At 68.4% G+C, this 16875-nt stretch carries 18 protein-coding genes and 1 pseudogene; 13 read left to right on the forward strand and 6 right to left on the reverse strand.

Going from position 1 to position 16875, the window contains the following annotated elements:
* Positions 1 to 20 precede the first annotated feature (20 nt).
* Both AC50YM_RS05885 and AC50YM_RS05890 read right to left on the reverse strand, forming a co-directional pair.
* A pseudogene (locus tag AC50YM_RS05885) lies at positions 21 to 529 on the reverse strand (NADPH-dependent FMN reductase); the annotation flags it as partial.
* Positions 530 to 563: 34 nt separating this feature from the next.
* On the reverse strand, positions 564 to 968 hold the full coding sequence (locus AC50YM_RS05890; RefSeq protein ID WP_494956036.1) for a DUF5997 family protein: 405 nt from the start codon (positions 966 to 968) through the stop codon (positions 564 to 566).
* Between the two features lie 89 nt (positions 969 to 1057).
* Between AC50YM_RS05890 and AC50YM_RS05895 the strand changes: the two genes are divergently transcribed.
* Complete coding sequence (locus tag AC50YM_RS05895) at positions 1058 to 1810, forward strand: LysR family transcriptional regulator substrate-binding protein (RefSeq protein WP_494956037.1); 753 nt, start codon at positions 1058 to 1060, stop codon at positions 1808 to 1810.
* Between the two features lie 39 nt (positions 1811 to 1849).
* Here AC50YM_RS05895 and AC50YM_RS05900 read toward each other — a convergent pair whose 3' ends face one another.
* Complete coding sequence (locus AC50YM_RS05900; protein ID WP_494956038.1) at positions 1850 to 2185, reverse strand: hypothetical protein; 336 nt, start codon at positions 2183 to 2185, stop codon at positions 1850 to 1852.
* 275 nt (positions 2186 to 2460) lie between these two features.
* On the opposite strand from AC50YM_RS05900, the gene AC50YM_RS05905 reads away from it, so the two are divergent.
* From AC50YM_RS05905 to AC50YM_RS05940, 8 genes are read left to right on the forward strand one after another with little or no spacing between them, the layout of a single operon-like run.
* Complete coding sequence (locus AC50YM_RS05905; protein WP_494956039.1) at positions 2461 to 2763, forward strand: urease subunit gamma; 303 nt, start codon at positions 2461 to 2463, stop codon at positions 2761 to 2763.
* 10 nt (positions 2764 to 2773) lie between these two features.
* Positions 2774 to 3103: an urease subunit beta gene (locus tag AC50YM_RS05910; protein WP_494956040.1), complete on the forward strand. Its 330-nt coding sequence runs from the start codon at positions 2774 to 2776 to the stop codon at positions 3101 to 3103.
* On the forward strand, positions 3100 to 4884 hold the full coding sequence (ureC, locus tag AC50YM_RS05915) for an urease subunit alpha (RefSeq protein ID WP_494956041.1): 1785 nt from the start codon (positions 3100 to 3102) through the stop codon (positions 4882 to 4884). The genes AC50YM_RS05910 and ureC overlap by 4 nt, the downstream gene beginning before the upstream one ends.
* Before the next feature lie 19 nt (positions 4885 to 4903).
* Positions 4904 to 5386, forward strand: coding sequence for an urease accessory protein UreE (ureE, locus tag AC50YM_RS05920; RefSeq protein WP_494956042.1), 483 nt, complete (start codon positions 4904 to 4906; stop codon positions 5384 to 5386).
* Positions 5367 to 6056, forward strand: a complete 690-nt coding sequence (locus AC50YM_RS05925; RefSeq protein WP_494956043.1) for an urease accessory protein UreF — start codon at positions 5367 to 5369, stop codon at positions 6054 to 6056. The genes ureE and AC50YM_RS05925 overlap by 20 nt, the downstream gene beginning before the upstream one ends.
* Positions 6057 to 6090: 34 nt before the next feature.
* Complete coding sequence (ureG, locus tag AC50YM_RS05930) at positions 6091 to 6708, forward strand: urease accessory protein UreG (protein WP_494956044.1); 618 nt, start codon at positions 6091 to 6093, stop codon at positions 6706 to 6708.
* The gene (locus tag AC50YM_RS05935; RefSeq protein ID WP_494956045.1) at positions 6705 to 7580 is read left to right on the forward strand and encodes an urease accessory protein UreD; all 876 of its coding nucleotides are present in this window, start codon (positions 6705 to 6707) and stop codon (positions 7578 to 7580) included. The genes ureG and AC50YM_RS05935 overlap by 4 nt, the downstream gene beginning before the upstream one ends.
* The gene (locus tag AC50YM_RS05940) at positions 7580 to 8632 is read left to right on the forward strand and encodes a HoxN/HupN/NixA family nickel/cobalt transporter (RefSeq protein ID WP_494956046.1); all 1053 of its coding nucleotides are present in this window, start codon (positions 7580 to 7582) and stop codon (positions 8630 to 8632) included. The genes AC50YM_RS05935 and AC50YM_RS05940 overlap by 1 nt, the downstream gene beginning before the upstream one ends.
* A gap of 25 nt (positions 8633 to 8657) precedes the next feature.
* On the opposite strand, the gene AC50YM_RS05945 is transcribed toward AC50YM_RS05940, so the two are convergent.
* Entirely contained in the window at positions 8658 to 9128 is a 471-nt protein-coding gene (locus AC50YM_RS05945; RefSeq protein ID WP_494956047.1) for a hypothetical protein, read from the reverse strand.
* A gap of 83 nt (positions 9129 to 9211) precedes the next feature.
* Positions 9212 to 9943 carry a GntR family transcriptional regulator gene (locus AC50YM_RS05950; protein WP_494956048.1) on the reverse strand — a complete coding sequence of 244 codons (732 nt, stop codon included), beginning with the start codon at positions 9941 to 9943 and terminating at the stop codon, positions 9212 to 9214.
* 107 nt (positions 9944 to 10050) lie between these two features.
* On the opposite strand from AC50YM_RS05950, the gene AC50YM_RS05955 reads away from it, so the two are divergent.
* From AC50YM_RS05955 to AC50YM_RS05970, 4 genes are all read left to right on the forward strand, one after another.
* Positions 10051 to 10809 (forward strand): LamB/YcsF family protein, encoded by a 759-nt coding sequence (locus AC50YM_RS05955; RefSeq protein WP_494956049.1) that lies wholly within the window; start codon positions 10051 to 10053, stop codon positions 10807 to 10809.
* 145 nt (positions 10810 to 10954) lie between these two features.
* Positions 10955 to 12292, forward strand: coding sequence for an MFS transporter (locus AC50YM_RS05960; protein WP_494891025.1), 1338 nt, complete (start codon positions 10955 to 10957; stop codon positions 12290 to 12292).
* Between the two features lie 45 nt (positions 12293 to 12337).
* On the forward strand, positions 12338 to 14059 hold the full coding sequence (locus tag AC50YM_RS05965) for a 5-oxoprolinase subunit B/C family protein (protein WP_494956050.1): 1722 nt from the start codon (positions 12338 to 12340) through the stop codon (positions 14057 to 14059).
* On the forward strand, positions 14059 to 15828 hold the full coding sequence (locus AC50YM_RS05970) for an acetyl/propionyl/methylcrotonyl-CoA carboxylase subunit alpha (RefSeq protein WP_494956051.1): 1770 nt from the start codon (positions 14059 to 14061) through the stop codon (positions 15826 to 15828). Before AC50YM_RS05965 ends, AC50YM_RS05970 begins: the two co-directional genes overlap by 1 nt.
* Positions 15829 to 15934: 106 nt before the next feature.
* On the opposite strand, the gene AC50YM_RS05975 is transcribed toward AC50YM_RS05970, so the two are convergent.
* Positions 15935 to 16654: an SDR family NAD(P)-dependent oxidoreductase gene (locus tag AC50YM_RS05975; RefSeq protein WP_494956052.1), complete on the reverse strand. Its 720-nt coding sequence runs from the start codon at positions 16652 to 16654 to the stop codon at positions 15935 to 15937.
* Between the last annotated feature and the right edge of the window lie 221 nt (positions 16655 to 16875).

Here is a 16875-nt window from a genome sequence, read left to right on the forward strand (position 1 = left end):
CGGCAGCCCGCGGACAGGGCCTAACGCGTCAGCTTTTTCTCGTCCGGGTGCTCGTCGCCGATATGGCCGGGGGCGTTCGCCGCAAGGACACGTGCGACGAACGCGCCGTATTCCTCCATATAGTGCCGCAGGAAATCCGCGGTGGATGCGTCGCTGATCTCGCCGTTCTCCCCGTAGATCTCCGGGACGAACCGGATGTAGGCCTCGGGCGCGTTCAGCTGCGGAGCATCGAGGAAGCTGAGCACACTGCGGAACGAGGACTGCATCACGGCGGTGCCGATGCCGCCGGGGAAGCACCGATGATCCCGGTGGGTTTGCGCGCGAATGAGTTGGTGCCCCAGGGCCTTGAACCCCAGTCAATGGCGTTCTTCAGCGCTCCCGGGATGGAGCGATTGTACTCCGGCGAGACGAACAGGATGCCGTCCGAGGCCGCGACAGCGTCCTTGAGGGCCTGTCCCTCGGGAGGGTAGGCAGCGTCGAAATCCGGGCTGTAGAGCGGCAGGTCCCGGATCGGGATCTCCTGCAGCTCCGGGAAGTGAAGAGTCCGCCGCCGGGCGGCCAGGCTACTCGGCCGCGGTGCGTGCCTTCTTGGCGTCCTTCTTCGCGGCATCGTCCTTGACCCGCTGCGCCTCGGCGCGGACGGCGGCGTGCGTGGAGCGTTCGGCGACCAGCCAGGCCGGGGGAGCCTGCAGCAGCGCGGTGATTTCCGCCGTCGTCAGCGCTTCCTCAACGCCGCCGCGGGCGAGGCCGCTGATGGAGACGTTCAACTTCTGCGCGACCACCGGACGGGGGTGCGGGCCGCTGCGGCGGAGTTCCGCCAGCCACTCCGGCGGGTTGGCCTGGAGCTCGGCGAAGTCGGCGCGGCTGATTTCCGAATCCTGGAACTCCTGGGGTGTTGCGGGCAGGTAGATGCCAAGCTTCTTGGCAACGGTGGCCGGCTTCATGGACTGGGAGTTTGCAGAGGTCATGCTTCAAGGGTATCCGGCGGGGCACCAAATCAGCACCAAACAGCCCGCCGGGCGGAAGCCTACGCCAGCCCGGGCGGTACTGTGAACATGTGTCCGCAGCAGAAGAAACACCCCAGACCCCCGACGAAACCGCCGGTGCCCCGGCCGAAGCAGCAGCGCGCGAGTTGCGGTTCGCCTACGTCCCCGGCGTGACACCGGGCAAATGGACCCGGCGCTGGGAAGAGCGGATGCCGGATGTTCCGCTGCACTCGTTTATGTCCGACGACGGCGCGCAACTCACCGTGCTGCGCGACGGCTCCGCGGAGCTGAGCTTCGTCCGGCTGCCAGTGGAGCGCGAGGGCCTGAACGTGATCCCGCTCTACGAGGAGCAGCCCGTGGTGGTGGCACCCAAGGGACACGAGATCTCCCTGTTCGAGGAAGTGGACCTCTCCGACCTCGGCCAGGAGACGTTCCTGGACGTGGCGGAACTCGGCGGCCCGGAACTTGCCCTGCAGCTCGTGGCCACCGGGGCCGGCCTGGTGATCCTGCCGATGTCCGTGGCCCGCCACTTCAACGTCAAAGACACCGTGGCCCGCAGGCTGACCGGGGCGCCCACCACGGAAATCGCCCTGGCGTGGCCCAGCGACAGCACCGACGAAGTGATCGAGGAGTTCATCGGGATCGTCCGCGGCCGCACCGCGGCGAGCTCCCGCCAGCCCTCCGCCCAGCAGGGGAAGCCGAAGAAGGAACCGAAACCGGACCGGCGGGGACCCGCAGTCAAGAAGCCGAAGGTCGCGCAGCGCTACGCGCCGAACCCGGACAAGGGCCGCGGCAAGGGGTCACGGAAGAAGGGCAAGCGCTAGACCGCCGCCCGACCCGCGAGGGGCCCAACCGCCGAGGGGTTACTGGGCGCAGGCGTCCTGCAGGGCCTTGACGGATTCGGCCGGAGCCTGGTCGCCGGAATCTGCGATCTGGCGCAGCGGCGTGGTGATCTCGGTGGGAACACCAGCGGTCTCCGCGCCGGCCACCAGACCGCCCAGGAGTTCCTTGTCCTGGACGCTGACCAGGCCGTCCTCCACCAGGGTGCAGGCCTGCTTCTTCACTTCACCGGCGGCCGCGGTGGCAACCTGGGATGCCCCGTCACTGACCGCCTTGTTCGCGGCGTCCTGCACCTGGCCGCAGCCGGTCAGGGCGATCAGGAGGGCGGCAGCGGACAGGGCGGTGAGGCGAAGTTTCATCCGTCAAGCCTACCAATCGCGGCTGCTGCCGGGGGCCGATAGGGGTCCTGGACCAGTGGCCGCAGTCCGGGACCTGCCCGTCACTGACCTCGAGGGTGGCCGGAGACACCGGCGCCGGGGGCACCAGCGCACGCAAGGCGTCCGGCATTTCCCCGAGACCGGCCCTACTGCCTCATCTGTGACGCCGGTAACATGCAGGAAACGTTCCACGTCTACGCTGGCAACACCGCGGCGCCTTCCGCCTCGCGGCCGTCCGGTGATGAAGGGATTCCATCATGCATCTTCTGCCCCGTGAGCAGGAAAAGCTCATGATCGTGATCGCGGCCGACCTCGCCCGCCGCCGCCAGTCGCGCGGGCTCAAACTGAACTTCCCGGAGGCAGTGGCCATCATCAGCTATGAACTGGTCGAGGGCGCCCGGGACGGCAGGACCGTCGCGGAGCTGATGAGCTACGGCACCACGCTGCTCGGCCGCGACGACGTGATGGAGGGCGTGCCGGAGATGATCCACGACGTCCAGATCGAAGCCACTTTCCCGGACGGCACCAAGCTCGTCACCGTCCACGATCCGATCCGGTAGGGCGGCGGAGATGATTCCCGGAGAATACTCCCTCGGACCCCGTCCCGTGCTGCTGAACGCGGGCCGTGAGGCGATCGACGTCGTCGTGACCAACACCGGCGACCGGCCCGTGCAGGTGGGCTCGCACTTCCACTTTGCCGAAGCGAACGCCGCGCTGACATTCGACCGGCAGTCCGCCTACGGCCGTCGGCTGGATATCCCGGCGGGCACGGCGGCCCGGTTCGAGCCGGGGGACAGCAGGACGGTCCGGCTGATCGAACTCGCCGGCCGGCGTGAGGTCTACGGTCTCAGCAACGCGGTCAACGGCGCGCTTGCCCCTGTTAAAGGAGTCACCACATGAGCTTCGAACTGTCCCGCAGGCAGTACGCGGACCTGTACGGCCCGACGACGGGCGACGCCATCCGTCTCGCCGACACCGAACTGTTCCTCGAGATCGAGAAGGACCTCACCGTCTACGGCGAGGAAGTGGTGTTCGGCGGCGGCAAGGTGATCCGCGACGGCATGGGCCAGAACGGCCAGGTCACCCGGGACGGGGACGGCAGTACTGGTTTCGGCAGTGTCGGTTCCGGCGGCGGAGTTCCCGACACCGTGATCACCAACGTGGTGGTGCTGGACTACAGCGGAATCTACAAGGCCGACGTCGCGCTCCGGGACGGGCACATTTTCCGGATCGGGAAAGCCGGCAACCCGCAGATCACCGACGGCGTGGACATCGTGATTGGCGCCAGCACCGAGATCATCGCCGGCGAACGGAAAATCCTGACCGCCGGAGGCGTGGACTCCCACATCCACTTCATCTCCCCGGACCAGGTCCCCACCGCCCTGTGCAGCGGCGTGACCACGATGATCGGCGGCGGCACCGGCCCGGCCGAGGGCACCAAGGCCACCACCGTCACCCCCGGCAAATGGCACATCCAGCGGATGCTGCAGGCCGTCGAAGGGCTCCCGATCAACATCGGCCTGTTCGGCAAGGGCCACGCGTCCGCCGTCGAGCCCCTCGCCGAGCAGATCCGCGCCGGCGCGATCGGGCTCAAAGTCCATGAGGACTGGGGCGCTACAACCTCCTCAATCGACATGTCGCTGCGCGTGGCGGACCAGTTCGACGTCCAGGTGGCCATCCACACCGACACCCTGAACGAGTGCGGCTTCGTGGAGGACACCATCCGGGCCATCGACGGCCGCGTGATCCACACCTTCCACACCGAGGGCGCCGGTGGCGGGCACGCCCCGGACATTATCAAGATCGCCGGGCTGCCCAACGTCCTGCCGGCCTCCACCAACCCCACCCTGCCGTACACCCGCAACACGATCGAGGAGCATCTGGACATGCTCATGGTCTGCCACCACCTGAACCCGGACATCCCGGAGGATGTGGCGTTCGCCGACTCCCGGATCCGCGCCGAAACCATCGCCGCCGAGGACGTGCTGCAGGACCTGGGGATCTTCGCGATCACCTCCTCGGACTCGCAGGCCATGGGCCGGGTGGGCGAGGTCATCATCCGCACCTGGCAGGTCGCCGACAAGATGAAGCGGCAGCGCGGCGTGCTTAAGGACCCGGAGGGAGGTGTGCACGGCGCCGCCACCGGCCGGGGCGCGGACAGCGACAATTTCCGGCTGAAACGCTACGTGGCGAAGTACACCATCAATCCGGCCATCGCGCAGGGCATGGCCGACTCGATCGGCTCGGTGGAGGTCGGAAAGTTCGCCGACCTGGTGCTCTGGGACCCGGCGTTCTTCGGGGTGAAGCCGGAAGTGGTGCTCAAGGGCGGCCAGATCGCCTACGCGCTGATGGGCGACGCGAACGCCTCCATCCCCACCCCGCAGCCGCGCACCATGCGGCCCATGTTCGCCACCTACGGCAAGGCCCTGCAGCAGTCCTCCATCACCTTCCTGTCCCAGGCCGCGATCGACGCCGGGGTCCCGGCGGAGCTCGGACTGCAGAAGGTCATCCGGCCGGTGTCCGGCATCCGCAGCCTCACCAAGGCGGATCTGCGGTACAACGGCGCCACCCCGAAGATCGAGGTGGACCCGGAAACGTACCAGGTGAGCGTCGACGGCGCGGACGTCACCTGCGAGCCGTCCGACGTGCTGCCGATGGCGCAGCGCTACTTCCTTTTCTAGCCATCCAGAGGAGACCACCATGATCATCGTTAAGGTCCTCGGCAACACCCACGACCTGCCGCCCGGACCGGACCCGTACCTCGGGCTGCACCGGGAAAAGGTGGTGCTCCCCAGCGCCCAGCTGGTTAAGCGCATCCAGCGGGTCACCACCGACCACGGCCAGGAACTCGGCATCCGGCTGTCCGCCGGCTCCGGGGACCTGCGCGACGGCGACATCCTGCACGTGGCCGCGGCCACCATGATTGTGGTGTCGGTGCTGCCCACCGATGTCCTCGTGATTGCCCCGCGCACCATCCACGAAATGGGGGTGGTGGCCCACTCCCTCGGCAACCGGCACCTGCAGGCCCAGTTCTTCGATGCCTCCTCCGAATACGGGGCCGAGGTCATGGTCTGCCAGTACGACCACACCGTTGAGGACTACCTGAAACACGTCGGAGCGCCCTATGCCCGCCAGGAGCGCGTGCTGCCCGTCCCCTTCCGCCATGCCGGACACGCCCACTAGGCCCGCGTCCTACCAGCTGGCGTTGCAGCAGCTGTGTGATTCCGCGCTGCCGACCGGGGCGTTTGCGCACTCGCTGGGCTTTGAAACCTACGTCGACCGCGGGCTGGTGCGGGATGAGGAGTCTTTCGGGATGTGGCTGACGGCGTTCATCTCCCAGCAGCTCACCTACTCGGACGCCCTGGCCATCCGGTTCCTCTACGAAGGCGTTCCCGTGGCCGAACTGGACGCGCTGCTGACCGCCCAGCTGTTGCCCCGGCAGCTGCGCGAGGCCAGCATCAAAATGGGGACCAGGCTGCTCGAGATCGGCGCCGAAATCTTTCCGTCCGCCGGGCTGGCGGACTACCGGGGACTGGTGGGCTCCGGCGGGGCCACCGGCCACCAGCCGCTGGCGTTCGCCGTCGTCGCGCGGTCCCTGGGGATCCCGCTGCCGGAGGCCCTCGCCGCCTATCTGTTTGCGGCGGTCACCTCGCTGACGCAGAACGCCGTCCGGGCCATTCCGCTGGGGCAGAACGCCGGGCAGCGGCTGCTGCGGAACGCGGCCGACGACGTCGCTGCCGCGGTTGGGCGGGCCGGCGGCCTCGACCGGTCCGACTTCGGTGCCGTCAGCCCCGGCCTGGAAATTTCGCAGATGCGGCACGAGCGCCAGCGTGCCCGCATGTTCATGAGCTAACCGAACCGTTCGAGAAATATGCTTGGAGGAGAATATGTCTGAACCGATCAAAATCGGCATCGGCGGACCGGTGGGCGCCGGCAAGACCCAGCTGGTCGAGCGGCTCACCCGCCACATGAGCCGGGAAATCTCCATGGCCGCGATCACCAACGACATCTACACGATCGAGGACGCCAGGATCCTGGCGGCCAACGGTATCCTCCCGATCGACCGGATCATCGGAGTGGAAACCGGAGGCTGCCCGCACACGGCCATCCGCGAGGACACCTCCATGAATACGGCCGCCATCGAGGAGCTCAAGAAGCGGCACCCGGACCTGCAGGTGATCTTCGTGGAATCCGGCGGGGACAATCTCTCCGCGACGTTCAGTCCCGAACTGGTGGACTTCTCGATCTACATCATTGACGTCGCCCAGGGCGAGAAGATCCCGCGCAAAGCCGGCCAGGGCATGATCAAGGCCGACCTCTTCATCATCAATAAGACCGATCTCGCCCCGCACGTGGGAGCCGACCTTGCAGTGATGGAACGGGACTCCAGGGAATTCCGCGGCGACAAGCCGTTCTGTTTCACCAACCTCAAGACCGACGAGGGGCTGGAGCGCGTCATCGAGTGGATGCGGCGGGATGTCCTGATGCTCGACCTGGCGCCATGAGCACGACGGCGGCTCTCGCTCCACCTGCTGTCGTCGCACCCATGGGGGAACTCGCCTTGCGCATCGACGTGCGAGGCGGACGCTCGGTAGCGTCGCATCAGTACCATCGTGGCGCGTTGCGGGTTTTGCGGCCGCATTACCTGGATGACTCGGGGCAGGTTTGTTATGTCGTGGTGAATCCCGGCGGGGCCTATTTGGGGGCTGATCTGTATGTCATTGATGTTGAGGTGGCCGCGGGGGCGAGGCTGCTGCTCACGACCCAGTCGGCCACCAAGATCTACCGGACGCCGGGCTCGTTTGCCGAGCAGCGGATGCGGCTGCGGCTGGGCGCCGGCGCGCAGCTGGAGCTTGCCCCGGACCAGCTGATCGCCTACCGCGAGGCCAGCTACCGGCAGAACACGCACCTCACCATGCACCCGACGTCGAGCCTGGTGATGTCCGAGGTCATCACGCCCGGCTGGTCACCGGACGGGGCGTCGTTCCGTTACCAGGAGCTGCGGCTCCGGACTGAAATCGGGATCGATTCCGGCGCCGGGAGGCGACTGCTGGCGCTGGACAATGTGCTGATCCGGCCGCCGCTGCACGACGTCACCGGGATAGGATTCATGGAGGGCTTCAGCCACGTGGGATCGCTGATCGTGGTGGATGCGCGGGTTGACCATGCCCTCGCGGACGAACTTCACGTACTGACCGACGCACACGACGCCTACACGGGGATCTCGTTGACTGCAGCAGTTGATGGCATCCGCGGACTTGTCCTCCGCTCCCTTTCGAACAGCACCGAAGAACTCAACCGGCTCCTGGGCGCCTGCAGTGCCCTACTCCGGAAGCGGTGGCACGGCACGGAGCCGCTGGACCTCAGGAAATACTGATGAGCACCTTGGCCGACTACGCGGCGCTCTATCATCAGCGCGGGCAGCTCCCGCTGCGGACCCGGCTGGCGGTCACGTTCGGTGCCGTAGTGGCCCTGCACGTTGCCGCCGTCGGCTTCCTCATTGCCGGGTTGGCGACGGGCGGAGAGCAGCTCGCGATTGGCCTGGTGTTGACCGCTTACGGCGCCGGCGTCAAACACAGCTACGACTGGGACCACCTCGCCGCGATCGACAACTCGACCCGCACGTTTGTCGCCCAGCGTAAGGACCCGGTCAGCGTCGGGTTCGCCTTCAGCCTGGGCCACAGCTCGGTGGTGATCCTGGCCGGGGTCCTGGTGGTGGGCGGCGCGGGCATGGTGGGCCACTTGATGGCGGACGGCACAACCGGAAACCTCATGCTGGGACTGGTCGGCAGTGGCGTTTCGGGGATCTTCCTGCTCGCCATGGGGCTGTTCAATGGGTCCGCGTTTCTCCGGGCGGCCCGGGCTTACCGGAGCGTGCGGGCCGGCGGTCAGGTGCAGGACAAGGATCTTGAGGCCACGGGCCTGATCGCCCGGCTGCTGGCGAAACCCCTGTCCGGGGTGCGGCGGCCGCGGAACATCTACGTGATCGGGTTCCTCTTCGGGCTGGGGTTCGACACCGCCACAACCATCGGGCTGCTGGTCATGGCGACGGCGGCTGCCCTGGCCGGCGTCTCCCCGCTTGCGCTGCTGGCGCTTCCGCTGGCGTTCACCGCGGCCATGACGCTATGCGACACCACCAACGGCGTCGCCATGATGCGCATGTACAGCTCCGCCCTGCACCACCCCCAGCGGAAGCTGGGGTTCAACGCGCTTATCACCGGCATTTCCGCAGCGTCGGCTCTGTTCATTTCGCTCATCACCCTCGGCGGGGTCTTCCATGCCGCCTTCGGCCTCAACGATCCCGTGAGCAGCTGGCTGGGCGGGATTGACCTGGGCGAAGCCGGGCTGATGCTGGCCGCGTCCCTGCTGACCGTCTGGGGCGCCGCGGCGCTGCGCGGACGGCTGGCCGCCTCACGCCGGGGCTGCTGAACAGCCGGCCCCGACGGGCGGCCGCCTAAGCTCCGGCCGCGCCAGCGATGCCGCTCAGGGTGTCGATGTAATCCAGCGTTTTGGGACTGACATGCCGCACCGCAGCAAGGGCCTCCCTGAGCTTCGTTCTTTTGAACTGGTCGCTGAGGGCGCCTCGGAGGTCCGTCACTGTCTCAATGCCCATCCGCTCGAACACCCGGGTGATGTCGTCCACCTGGGCCAGCCGGCCGGGCGAGGGCCAGTCGATAACTTCCGAGAGCTTCCCTGACTCGAGCTGCCGGCGGAAACCGCTGGTCGTGTCGGCGTCCGGCCAGGCCTCAACCAGGGCGACAACGCGGGGCTTGACGGTCTCGTGGTAGTTCTGCCGACGCTGCAGTGTCGCATCGACAATGATGGCCCCGATGTGGTCCCAACCGCGGCTCTCTTCGGTGGAGCCGTCGGTGCCCTGGGGCTCCACGAACGCCGGAAGGTTGGCATCATCATTGTTGATAGTCATAAGTGAATACTTCCATGTGCCGGAGGCCAGCGTGTGGCCGCGTCAGCCGACAGGAGCGCCGTCCCGGTGTCCGGTGCGGTCGGTCAGTCGCCGTGGACCGCGCTCTGCTTCTCTTCCGAGCGGTCCAGATAGGCCAGCAGCAGGTCACCGGCACGGTCCAGGTCGCCGGACTCGAGTGCCCGGCAGATCTCCTCGTTGTCATCGAGGTAGCTGCCGTAGAAATGCGCATCGACGGTGGCCTTGTGGAAGAACAGCCGCATCTCGGCCAGTACCTGGGCCATCATTGTGTTCAGCCGGCGGCTCCCGGCCAGCGCCACGATGGCGCCATGGAAATGCTGGTTGGCGCTGCCCAGGGCTTCCTCGTCGTCCGCCGCCGCAGCGGCCCGGCCTTCCTCCACTGCGGCGCGCACGGCCGCGACCCGTTCGGGGCTTCCGCCGCCCCGGATGGCGGTCACTTCAATGAACCGGCGCACCGTATAAACGTCATGGATGTCGCCCGGACCCAGGCTTGCGACGAACACTCCCCGGTTGGGCTGACGGACCACCAGCCGCTCGGCGGCGAGCTCCGCGAACGCCTCGCGCACGGTATTGCGCGAGACACCCAGCTCCTCGGAGATGGTGGATTCTGTCAGCCGCGCGCCCGGCAGCAGCAGACCTTCCGCCAGCTGCAGCCGCAGCTCCGCCGCCACCCGGTCCGCGACCGAGGGGATGGCAACCCGCAACCGGGCCGCCGCACCGAGGGACGCGCCGGCGCCGGCCAGGCTTGAGCCGGCCGAGCCGGAAATGCCACGTAATCCTGCTTGCGAGCTGGTCATACCTGAGAATTTACACGATCGTCACATCGTGGAATCGAAGAATTGTTGAACAATCCGTAAATTTGAGGCATCCTAGATGAGGGGCATCAATGAGACGAGGATCACAAATGGCAACCATCGACCTGAACAGCGACGTAGGAGAGTCCTACGGACGCTGGACCCTGGGAGACGACAGCGCGATGTTCCGCTCCGTTTCCAGCGCCAACGTTGCCTGCGGATTCCACGCCGGCGACCCCAGCGTGATCCGTAAGACCTGCCGCGAGGCCGTGGCCGCCGGCGTCGTGATCGGCGCCCATGTCGGCTACCGCGACCTCGCCGGCTTTGGCCGCCGCTTCATGGACATCGACCCGATCGAACTCGCGGACGACGTCGTGTACCAGATCGGCGCACTGCAGGCCCTGGCCGCTGCGGAAGGCGGCAAAGTCACCTATGTGAAACCGCACGGCGGCCTCTACAACGCGATCGTGGCGCACACGGCGCAGGCGAAGGCCGTCGTCGACGCCGTAAAGTCCGTCGATCCGAACCTGCCCATCCTCGGCCTGCCGGGCTCGGAAGTGCTCCGCCTGGCCGAAGCCGCCGGGCTCCGCGCCGTGGCCGAAGCCTTCGCCGACCGGGCCTACAACCCGGACGGAACCCTTGTATCCCGCACGCTGCCCGGCGCTGTCCTGCACGACCATGCGGAGGTCACTGAGCATGTCCTCCGGATGGCCTCGGATTCCGCCGTCCGCACGATCGACGGGTCTATCCTGAAGATCCGCGCAGAAAGCATCTGCGTGCACGGCGACTCCCCGGGAGCCGTCAGCATGGCCGCCGCAGTCCGCGCGGCCCTCAGCGCCGCCGGCATCAGCACGGCCGCGTTCGTCTGACCCCTTCGTCAGACCCCTTTTCGGCCCGCCCGTCCCGCCCCGCAGGCCGTTCATAACAGCCCAGCTCTGCCGGCGCCGCGACATCCACCCGGCGCAGCTATCCCACCCCACAGCACAGGCAGCACCCGCACCCTGGAGGAAAACCATGACCGCACCACACCAGGCCACCCCGGCCGCCAGCAAGAGGAAGCTGCCGCCGGGCGCCCTCAAGGCCTACGTCGCGAGCCTCACCGGCACGTCGCTTGAGTACTACGACTTCGCGATCTACTCCGTGGCCTCGGCCCTGGTGTTCCCGAAGATCTTCTTCCCGGGCAACGACGAGTTCGTCGGCCTGCTGCTGTCCTTCTCCGCGTTCGCGGTGGGCTACCTGGCCCGCCCGATCGGCGGCGTGATCTTTGGCCGGCTCGGCGACAAGATCGGGCGCAAGCACGTCCTCGTTGTCACCCTGATGCTGATCGGCGTCGCCACCGTGCTGATCGGTGCGCTGCCGGACTACTCGGTGATCGGCGTCGCCGCCCCCATCATCCTGGTGCTGCTGCGCCTGGCCCAGGGCATCGGCGTCGGCGGCGAATGGGGCGGTGCCGTCCTGCTCTCCAGCGAATTCGGGGATGCGCACAAGCGCGGCTTCTGGTCCTCCGCCGCCCAGATCGGCCCGCCGGCCGGCAACCTGATGGCCAACGGCGTCCTCGCCCTGCTCGCCGCAACCCTCAGCAACGAAGCCTTCCTCTCCTGGGGCTGGCGCGTCGCCTTCCTCGCCTCCGCCCTGCTCGTCGTCTTCGGCCTGCTGATCCGGCTCAAGCTTGAGGAAACCCCCGTCTTCAAGGCCATCCAGGCCCACGGCGAGCAGCCCAAGGCCCCGATCAAGGAGGTCTTCACCAAGGAACCGCGCGCCCTGGTCGCCGCCGCCCTGTCCCGCGTCTGCCCCGACGTGCTCTACGCCCTCTTCACCGTCTTTGTGGCCGTCTACGCCACCAAGGCGCTGGGCATGACCACCGGCAACGTCCTCTCCGCCATCCTGATCGGCTCCGCGGTCCAGCTGTTTCTGATCCCCGCCGCCGGCGCCCTCACGGACCGCTTCAACCGCCGCCTCGTCTATGGCATCGCCGCCCTCGGCACCGCACTCTACATCCCGGTGTTCTTCTGGATGATCCAGGGCAAGTCGGTTGCCATGCTGACCGTCGGCGTCGTGATCGGCCTGGCCTTCCACGCCTTTATGTACGGCCCGCAGGCCGCCTACATCACCGAGCAGTTCCCGGCCCGGCTGCGCTACGCCGGCAGCTCGCTGGCCTACACCCTGGCCGGCGTGGTCGGCGGCGCGGTCGCACCGCTGATCTTCACCGCCCTCTACGGCGCCACCGGCAACTGGTACCTGATCGCCGGCTACCTCGCCCTCGCCTCGGTCGTGACCATCGTCGGACTGGCTCTGGGCCGGAATCCGCAGACCAAGGAAGAAGAACGCCTCCTGCAGGAAGCCCACGCCTAAGCGGCGCGGATCCACCCGAAGCACCGGCAATGATAAAGGCAGCTGATGATTGAGACAGCGGGGGAAACCCTGGCAGGACAAAAGGTCCGCTCCGTGCGGGCGGTGGGAACCCGGGCGGTACTCGCCGAGCTCTCCGCCACCCAGGACGTGCTGGCACTGCAGGCACTGCTCCTCGAGAACCCGCTGCCGGGCCAGCAGGACGTGCTCGCGGCAGCCGAGACCGTGCTGGTCACGGCCGACTCGCCGGCGGCAGCGCGGCGGATCGCCGCGCAGTTGCTCCAGCTCGACCTCAACGCCCCCGTCCAGCGGGACGGCCAGCTGGTCGTCATCGACACCGTGTACGACGGCGCGGACCTCGCCGAGGCGGGGGAGCTGACCGGCCTCGGGACCGAGGGCGTCATCGCCGCCCACACCGGCCAGATCTGGACGGTGGCCTTCGCCGGTTTCGCCCCCGGCTTTGGCTACATGGTGGGGGAAAACCAGGCCCTCGAAGTGCCGCGGCGCAGCTCGCCGCGCACCGCCGTCCCACCGGGTTCGGTGGCGCTGGCCGGGAACTACTCGGCCGTCTATCCGCGCCGCTCGCCCGGCGGCTGGCAGCTGATCGGCCGCACCGGCGCCCGGATGTGGGACCTGGACCGGGAGCAGCCCGCGCTGGCAGCCCCCGGCCACCGGGTCCAGTTCCGTGCAGTCCGGGAGGTCGTGGCGCTGGCCACGGAGCAGCCTTCCCAGCAGCCCGCCACCCAGCCTGCCCAGCAACCTGCTCGGGCCGTGACGTCCGGGCTGCGGGTCGTGTCGGCGGGAATGCAGAGCCTGATCCAGGACCTGGGCCGGCACGGCCACTCCGGCCTGGGCGTCTCCGCCGCCGGGGCGCTGGACCGCGCCTCACTGCGCCGGGCCAACCGCCTTGTCGGGAACGCGCCGTCGGCCGCCGCGGTGGAGACCGTCGCCGGCGGACTCTCGGTGCAGGCCGTCGGGGACCAGGTCCTCGCCGTCGCCGGGGCGCCCGCCGCGCTGACCATCGCGTCGCCGTCCAGTATCGACGACGAGGGCGGCCCGGCCCGGCGGACTGTCCCGATGGCTACCCCCTTCGCGCTGCTCGACGGCGAAACTCTGACCCTCGGCGCCCCGCAGGCCGGGTTCCGCAGCTACCTCGCCGTCCGCGGCGGCGTGGACTCCGCCCCGGTCCTCGGCAGCCGCTCCACCGACACCATGTCCGGGATCGGCCCCGCACCGCTCGCGGCCGGCCGGCTTCTCGCCGCCGGCGGGGAGGCCGAATCCGGCGTCGTCGGGGACCCTGAACTGCAGCCGGACTTCCCGGACGCCGGGGTCACCGTGCTCGACGTCGTCCCCGGCCCGCGCGCCGATTGGTTCGACGCCGCGGCGCTGGCATCCTTCGCCGGCCAGGACTGGGACGTGACGCCTCAGTCCAACCGGGTCGGCATGCGCCTGCAGGGAACCCCGCTGCAGCGCACCCGCCAGGGCGAACTCGCCAGCGAGGGCACCGTCGCCGGCGCCCTGCAGGTCCCGCCGGACGGGCTCCCGGTGCTCTTCCTGGCCGACCACCCGCTCACCGGCGGCTATCCGGTGATCGCCGTGGTGGTCGACTCCCAGCTGGACCGGGCCGCCCAGATCCCGATCGGCGGCAAAATCCGCTTCCGCTGGGTCCCGGCCGCAATCGACACCGCCGCCGCCACTGCCCACGCCGCAACCCCCGGATCCGGCACCGCCGAACACGCCAGCACCCCCAAAGAAGAAGCGAGTAACTGATGCGCAAGGTCCTGATCGCCAACCGCGGTGAAATCGCCGTCCGGATCGCCCGGGCATGCGATGACGCGCAGCTGGCCTCCGTCGCCGTGTACGCCGACATCGACGCCGACGCCCTGCATGTCTCTGCTGCGGACGAGGCCTACGCCCTGGGCGGCAACTCGCCCGCGGACACCTATCTCAACATCCCGAAACTCCTTGCCGCCGCCGCGGAATCCGGCGCCGACGCCCTCCACCCGGGCTACGGCTTCCTCTCCGAGAACGCCGACTTCGCGCAGGCCGTCCTGGACGCCGGCCTGACCTGGATCGGGCCCACCCCGGACGCCATCCGGCTGCTCGGCAACAAGATCACCGCCCGCGAGACCGCCGTCGAGGCCGGCGCCCCGCTCGTCGCCGGCAGCGACGGCCCGGTGGAGTCCGCCGTCGATGCCCGCGCCTTCGCCGAGCAGCACGGGCTGCCGATCGCCATCAAAGCCGCCTTCGGCGGGGGTGGCCGCGGCATGAAGGTCGTCCGGGCCCTTGATGAGGTCGAGGAAGCCTTCGACTCCGCGGTCCGCGAGGCCGTCGCCGCCTTCGGCCGCGGCGAATGCTTCGTGGAGCGCTACCTCGACCGTCCCCGGCACGTCGAGGCGCAGGTCCTCGCGGACGTCCACGGCAATGTCGTCGTCGTCGGAACCCGCGACTGCTCGCTGCAGCGCCGGCACCAGAAGCTCGTGGAGGAAGCGCCGGCGCCCTTCCTCAGCGACGAGCAGACCCGCCAGATTTACGACGCCGCCAAGGCCGTCTGCCGCGCAGCCGGCTACTCCGGCGCCGGCACGGTGGAATTCCTCGTCGCCGCCGACGGCACCGTGGCATTCCTCGAAGTGAACACCCGGCTCCAGGTGGAGCACCCCATTACCGAGGAAACCACCGGGATCGACCTGGTGCAGGAGCAGTTCCGCATCGCCGCGGGTGAGCCGCTGCGCATCACGGAAGACCCCGCGCCGCGCGGGCACTCCTTCGAATTCCGGCTCAACGCCGAGGATGTGGGCCGCGGCTTCCTGCCCTCGCCCGGCACCGTCGCGGAATTCCACGGCCCCACCGGCCCCGGCGTCCGGCTCGACACCGGCGTCCGTTCCGGCTCCTTCGTCCCGCCGCAGTTCGACTCGCTGCTGGCCAAACTGATCGTCACCGGCGCGGACCGGCAGCAGGCGCTGCGCCGCGCCCGCCGCGCCCTCGCCGAAATCAGCATCACCGGCGTTGCCACCGTGCTGCCGTTCCACCGGGCCGTGGTGGATTCCCCGGACTTCAGCTCCGAAACCGGCCTTGGGATCCACACCCGCTGGATCGAAACCGACTTCGCGGACTCCATCGCCGCCGATCCGGGCTACAGCACTGCCATGCCCGACGGCGAACGCCGCACCATCACCGTCGAGGTGGACGGCCGCCGGATGGCGGTCGGACTGCCGGCGGACCTTCTGGACGGCTGGGCGCGTTCCGGCGGGACGCTGCCCGCCGGGGTCCTGCCCGCGGGGGTTTCCGTGGGCAGGGCGTCCGAGGAGGGGGCATCCGACGACGACCCCGGGGAGTTGCGCGCCGGCATGGCCGGGACCGTGGTGAAGTGGCTGGTCGAACCGGGCGCCGAAGTCTTGGCGGGGGACCCCGTCGTCGTGCTGGAGGCGATGAAGATGGAAACCCAGGTGTCCGCGCACCGCGGCGGGACCGTGACCGGCCTGCGCGTGGAGGCCGGCGCCGTGGTTATTGCTGGAGCGGTGCTGGGCCTGATCGGGTAGTCGCGGATGGCTCCCACTGCGGCGGCACGCCGCCCGCGCGCGTCCCGGGAACGAGGTGCGCCCCCTCGGATGGAGGGGGCGCCTATCGGGTGCTGCGGGTTTCGGATCAGACGGCCGTGTAGCCGCCGTCGATCGGAATGGTCGCGCCGGTGATGAACTTCGCCTTGTCGCTTGCGAGGAAGGTGATGAGGTCGGCGACTTCCTGCGCCTCGCCGACGCGACCGGCCGGGTGCAGCTTTGCATACTGTTCCAGGGTCGGCTCGTCGATGAGCGGGGTACGGATGACGCCCGGGGCCACCGCGTTCACACGGATGCCCTCCTTCGCGTACATCGTCCCGGCGGCGCGGGTCATGTTCACGACGCCACCCTTCGAGGCCGAGTAGGCGATGTTGTTGGAGATGGCCACGAGGCCAAACATCGAAGCGAGGTTGACGACGACGCCGCCGTTGCCCTGTTTGAGGAGCTGTTCGATGACGTACTTGTTGGTGTAGAACACGCCCGAGTAGTCGATGCCGTTGGTGCGCTCCCAGTTTTCGACGGTCGAGGTGACGACGTCGCCCTCGCCGCCGACACCCGCAGAGGCGACGGCAATGTCAAGGCTGCCGAATTCCTGGACCGTCTTCGCGACGGCGGCTTCAACGCTCTCGGCCTTCGAGACGTCGCCCTGGACAAACTTCGCACCGATCTCGTCGGCGACTTCCTGCGACTTGGGGTTGAAATCGAAGATCATGACCTTCGCACCTTCGGCGATGAAGGTCTTTGCGGTCGCGAGACCGAGCCCCGATCCGCCGCCGGTGATGAATGCGACCTTGTTCTCGAGTTGCATGAGTCAGTCCAATCTCTAAGCGATTTTGCGGCCGCTGCCCTGTCGGGCGCCGCGATGCGCATTTATATGCGTATGCATATAGTCCGCCACTAATGCTTGACAAGTCAACCAAATGTGTGCCGCCTCACATCTTGCCCGCCCATCGCGGTTAGTTGGCCCGAGCGATCCGTTTCCCGGTCATTCTCTGCTTCGCCTGGTTCGTGGTCGTCCCCTTGGCGCTT

It is taken from the genome of Pseudarthrobacter sp. RHLT1-30-1 (assembly GCF_059383415.1).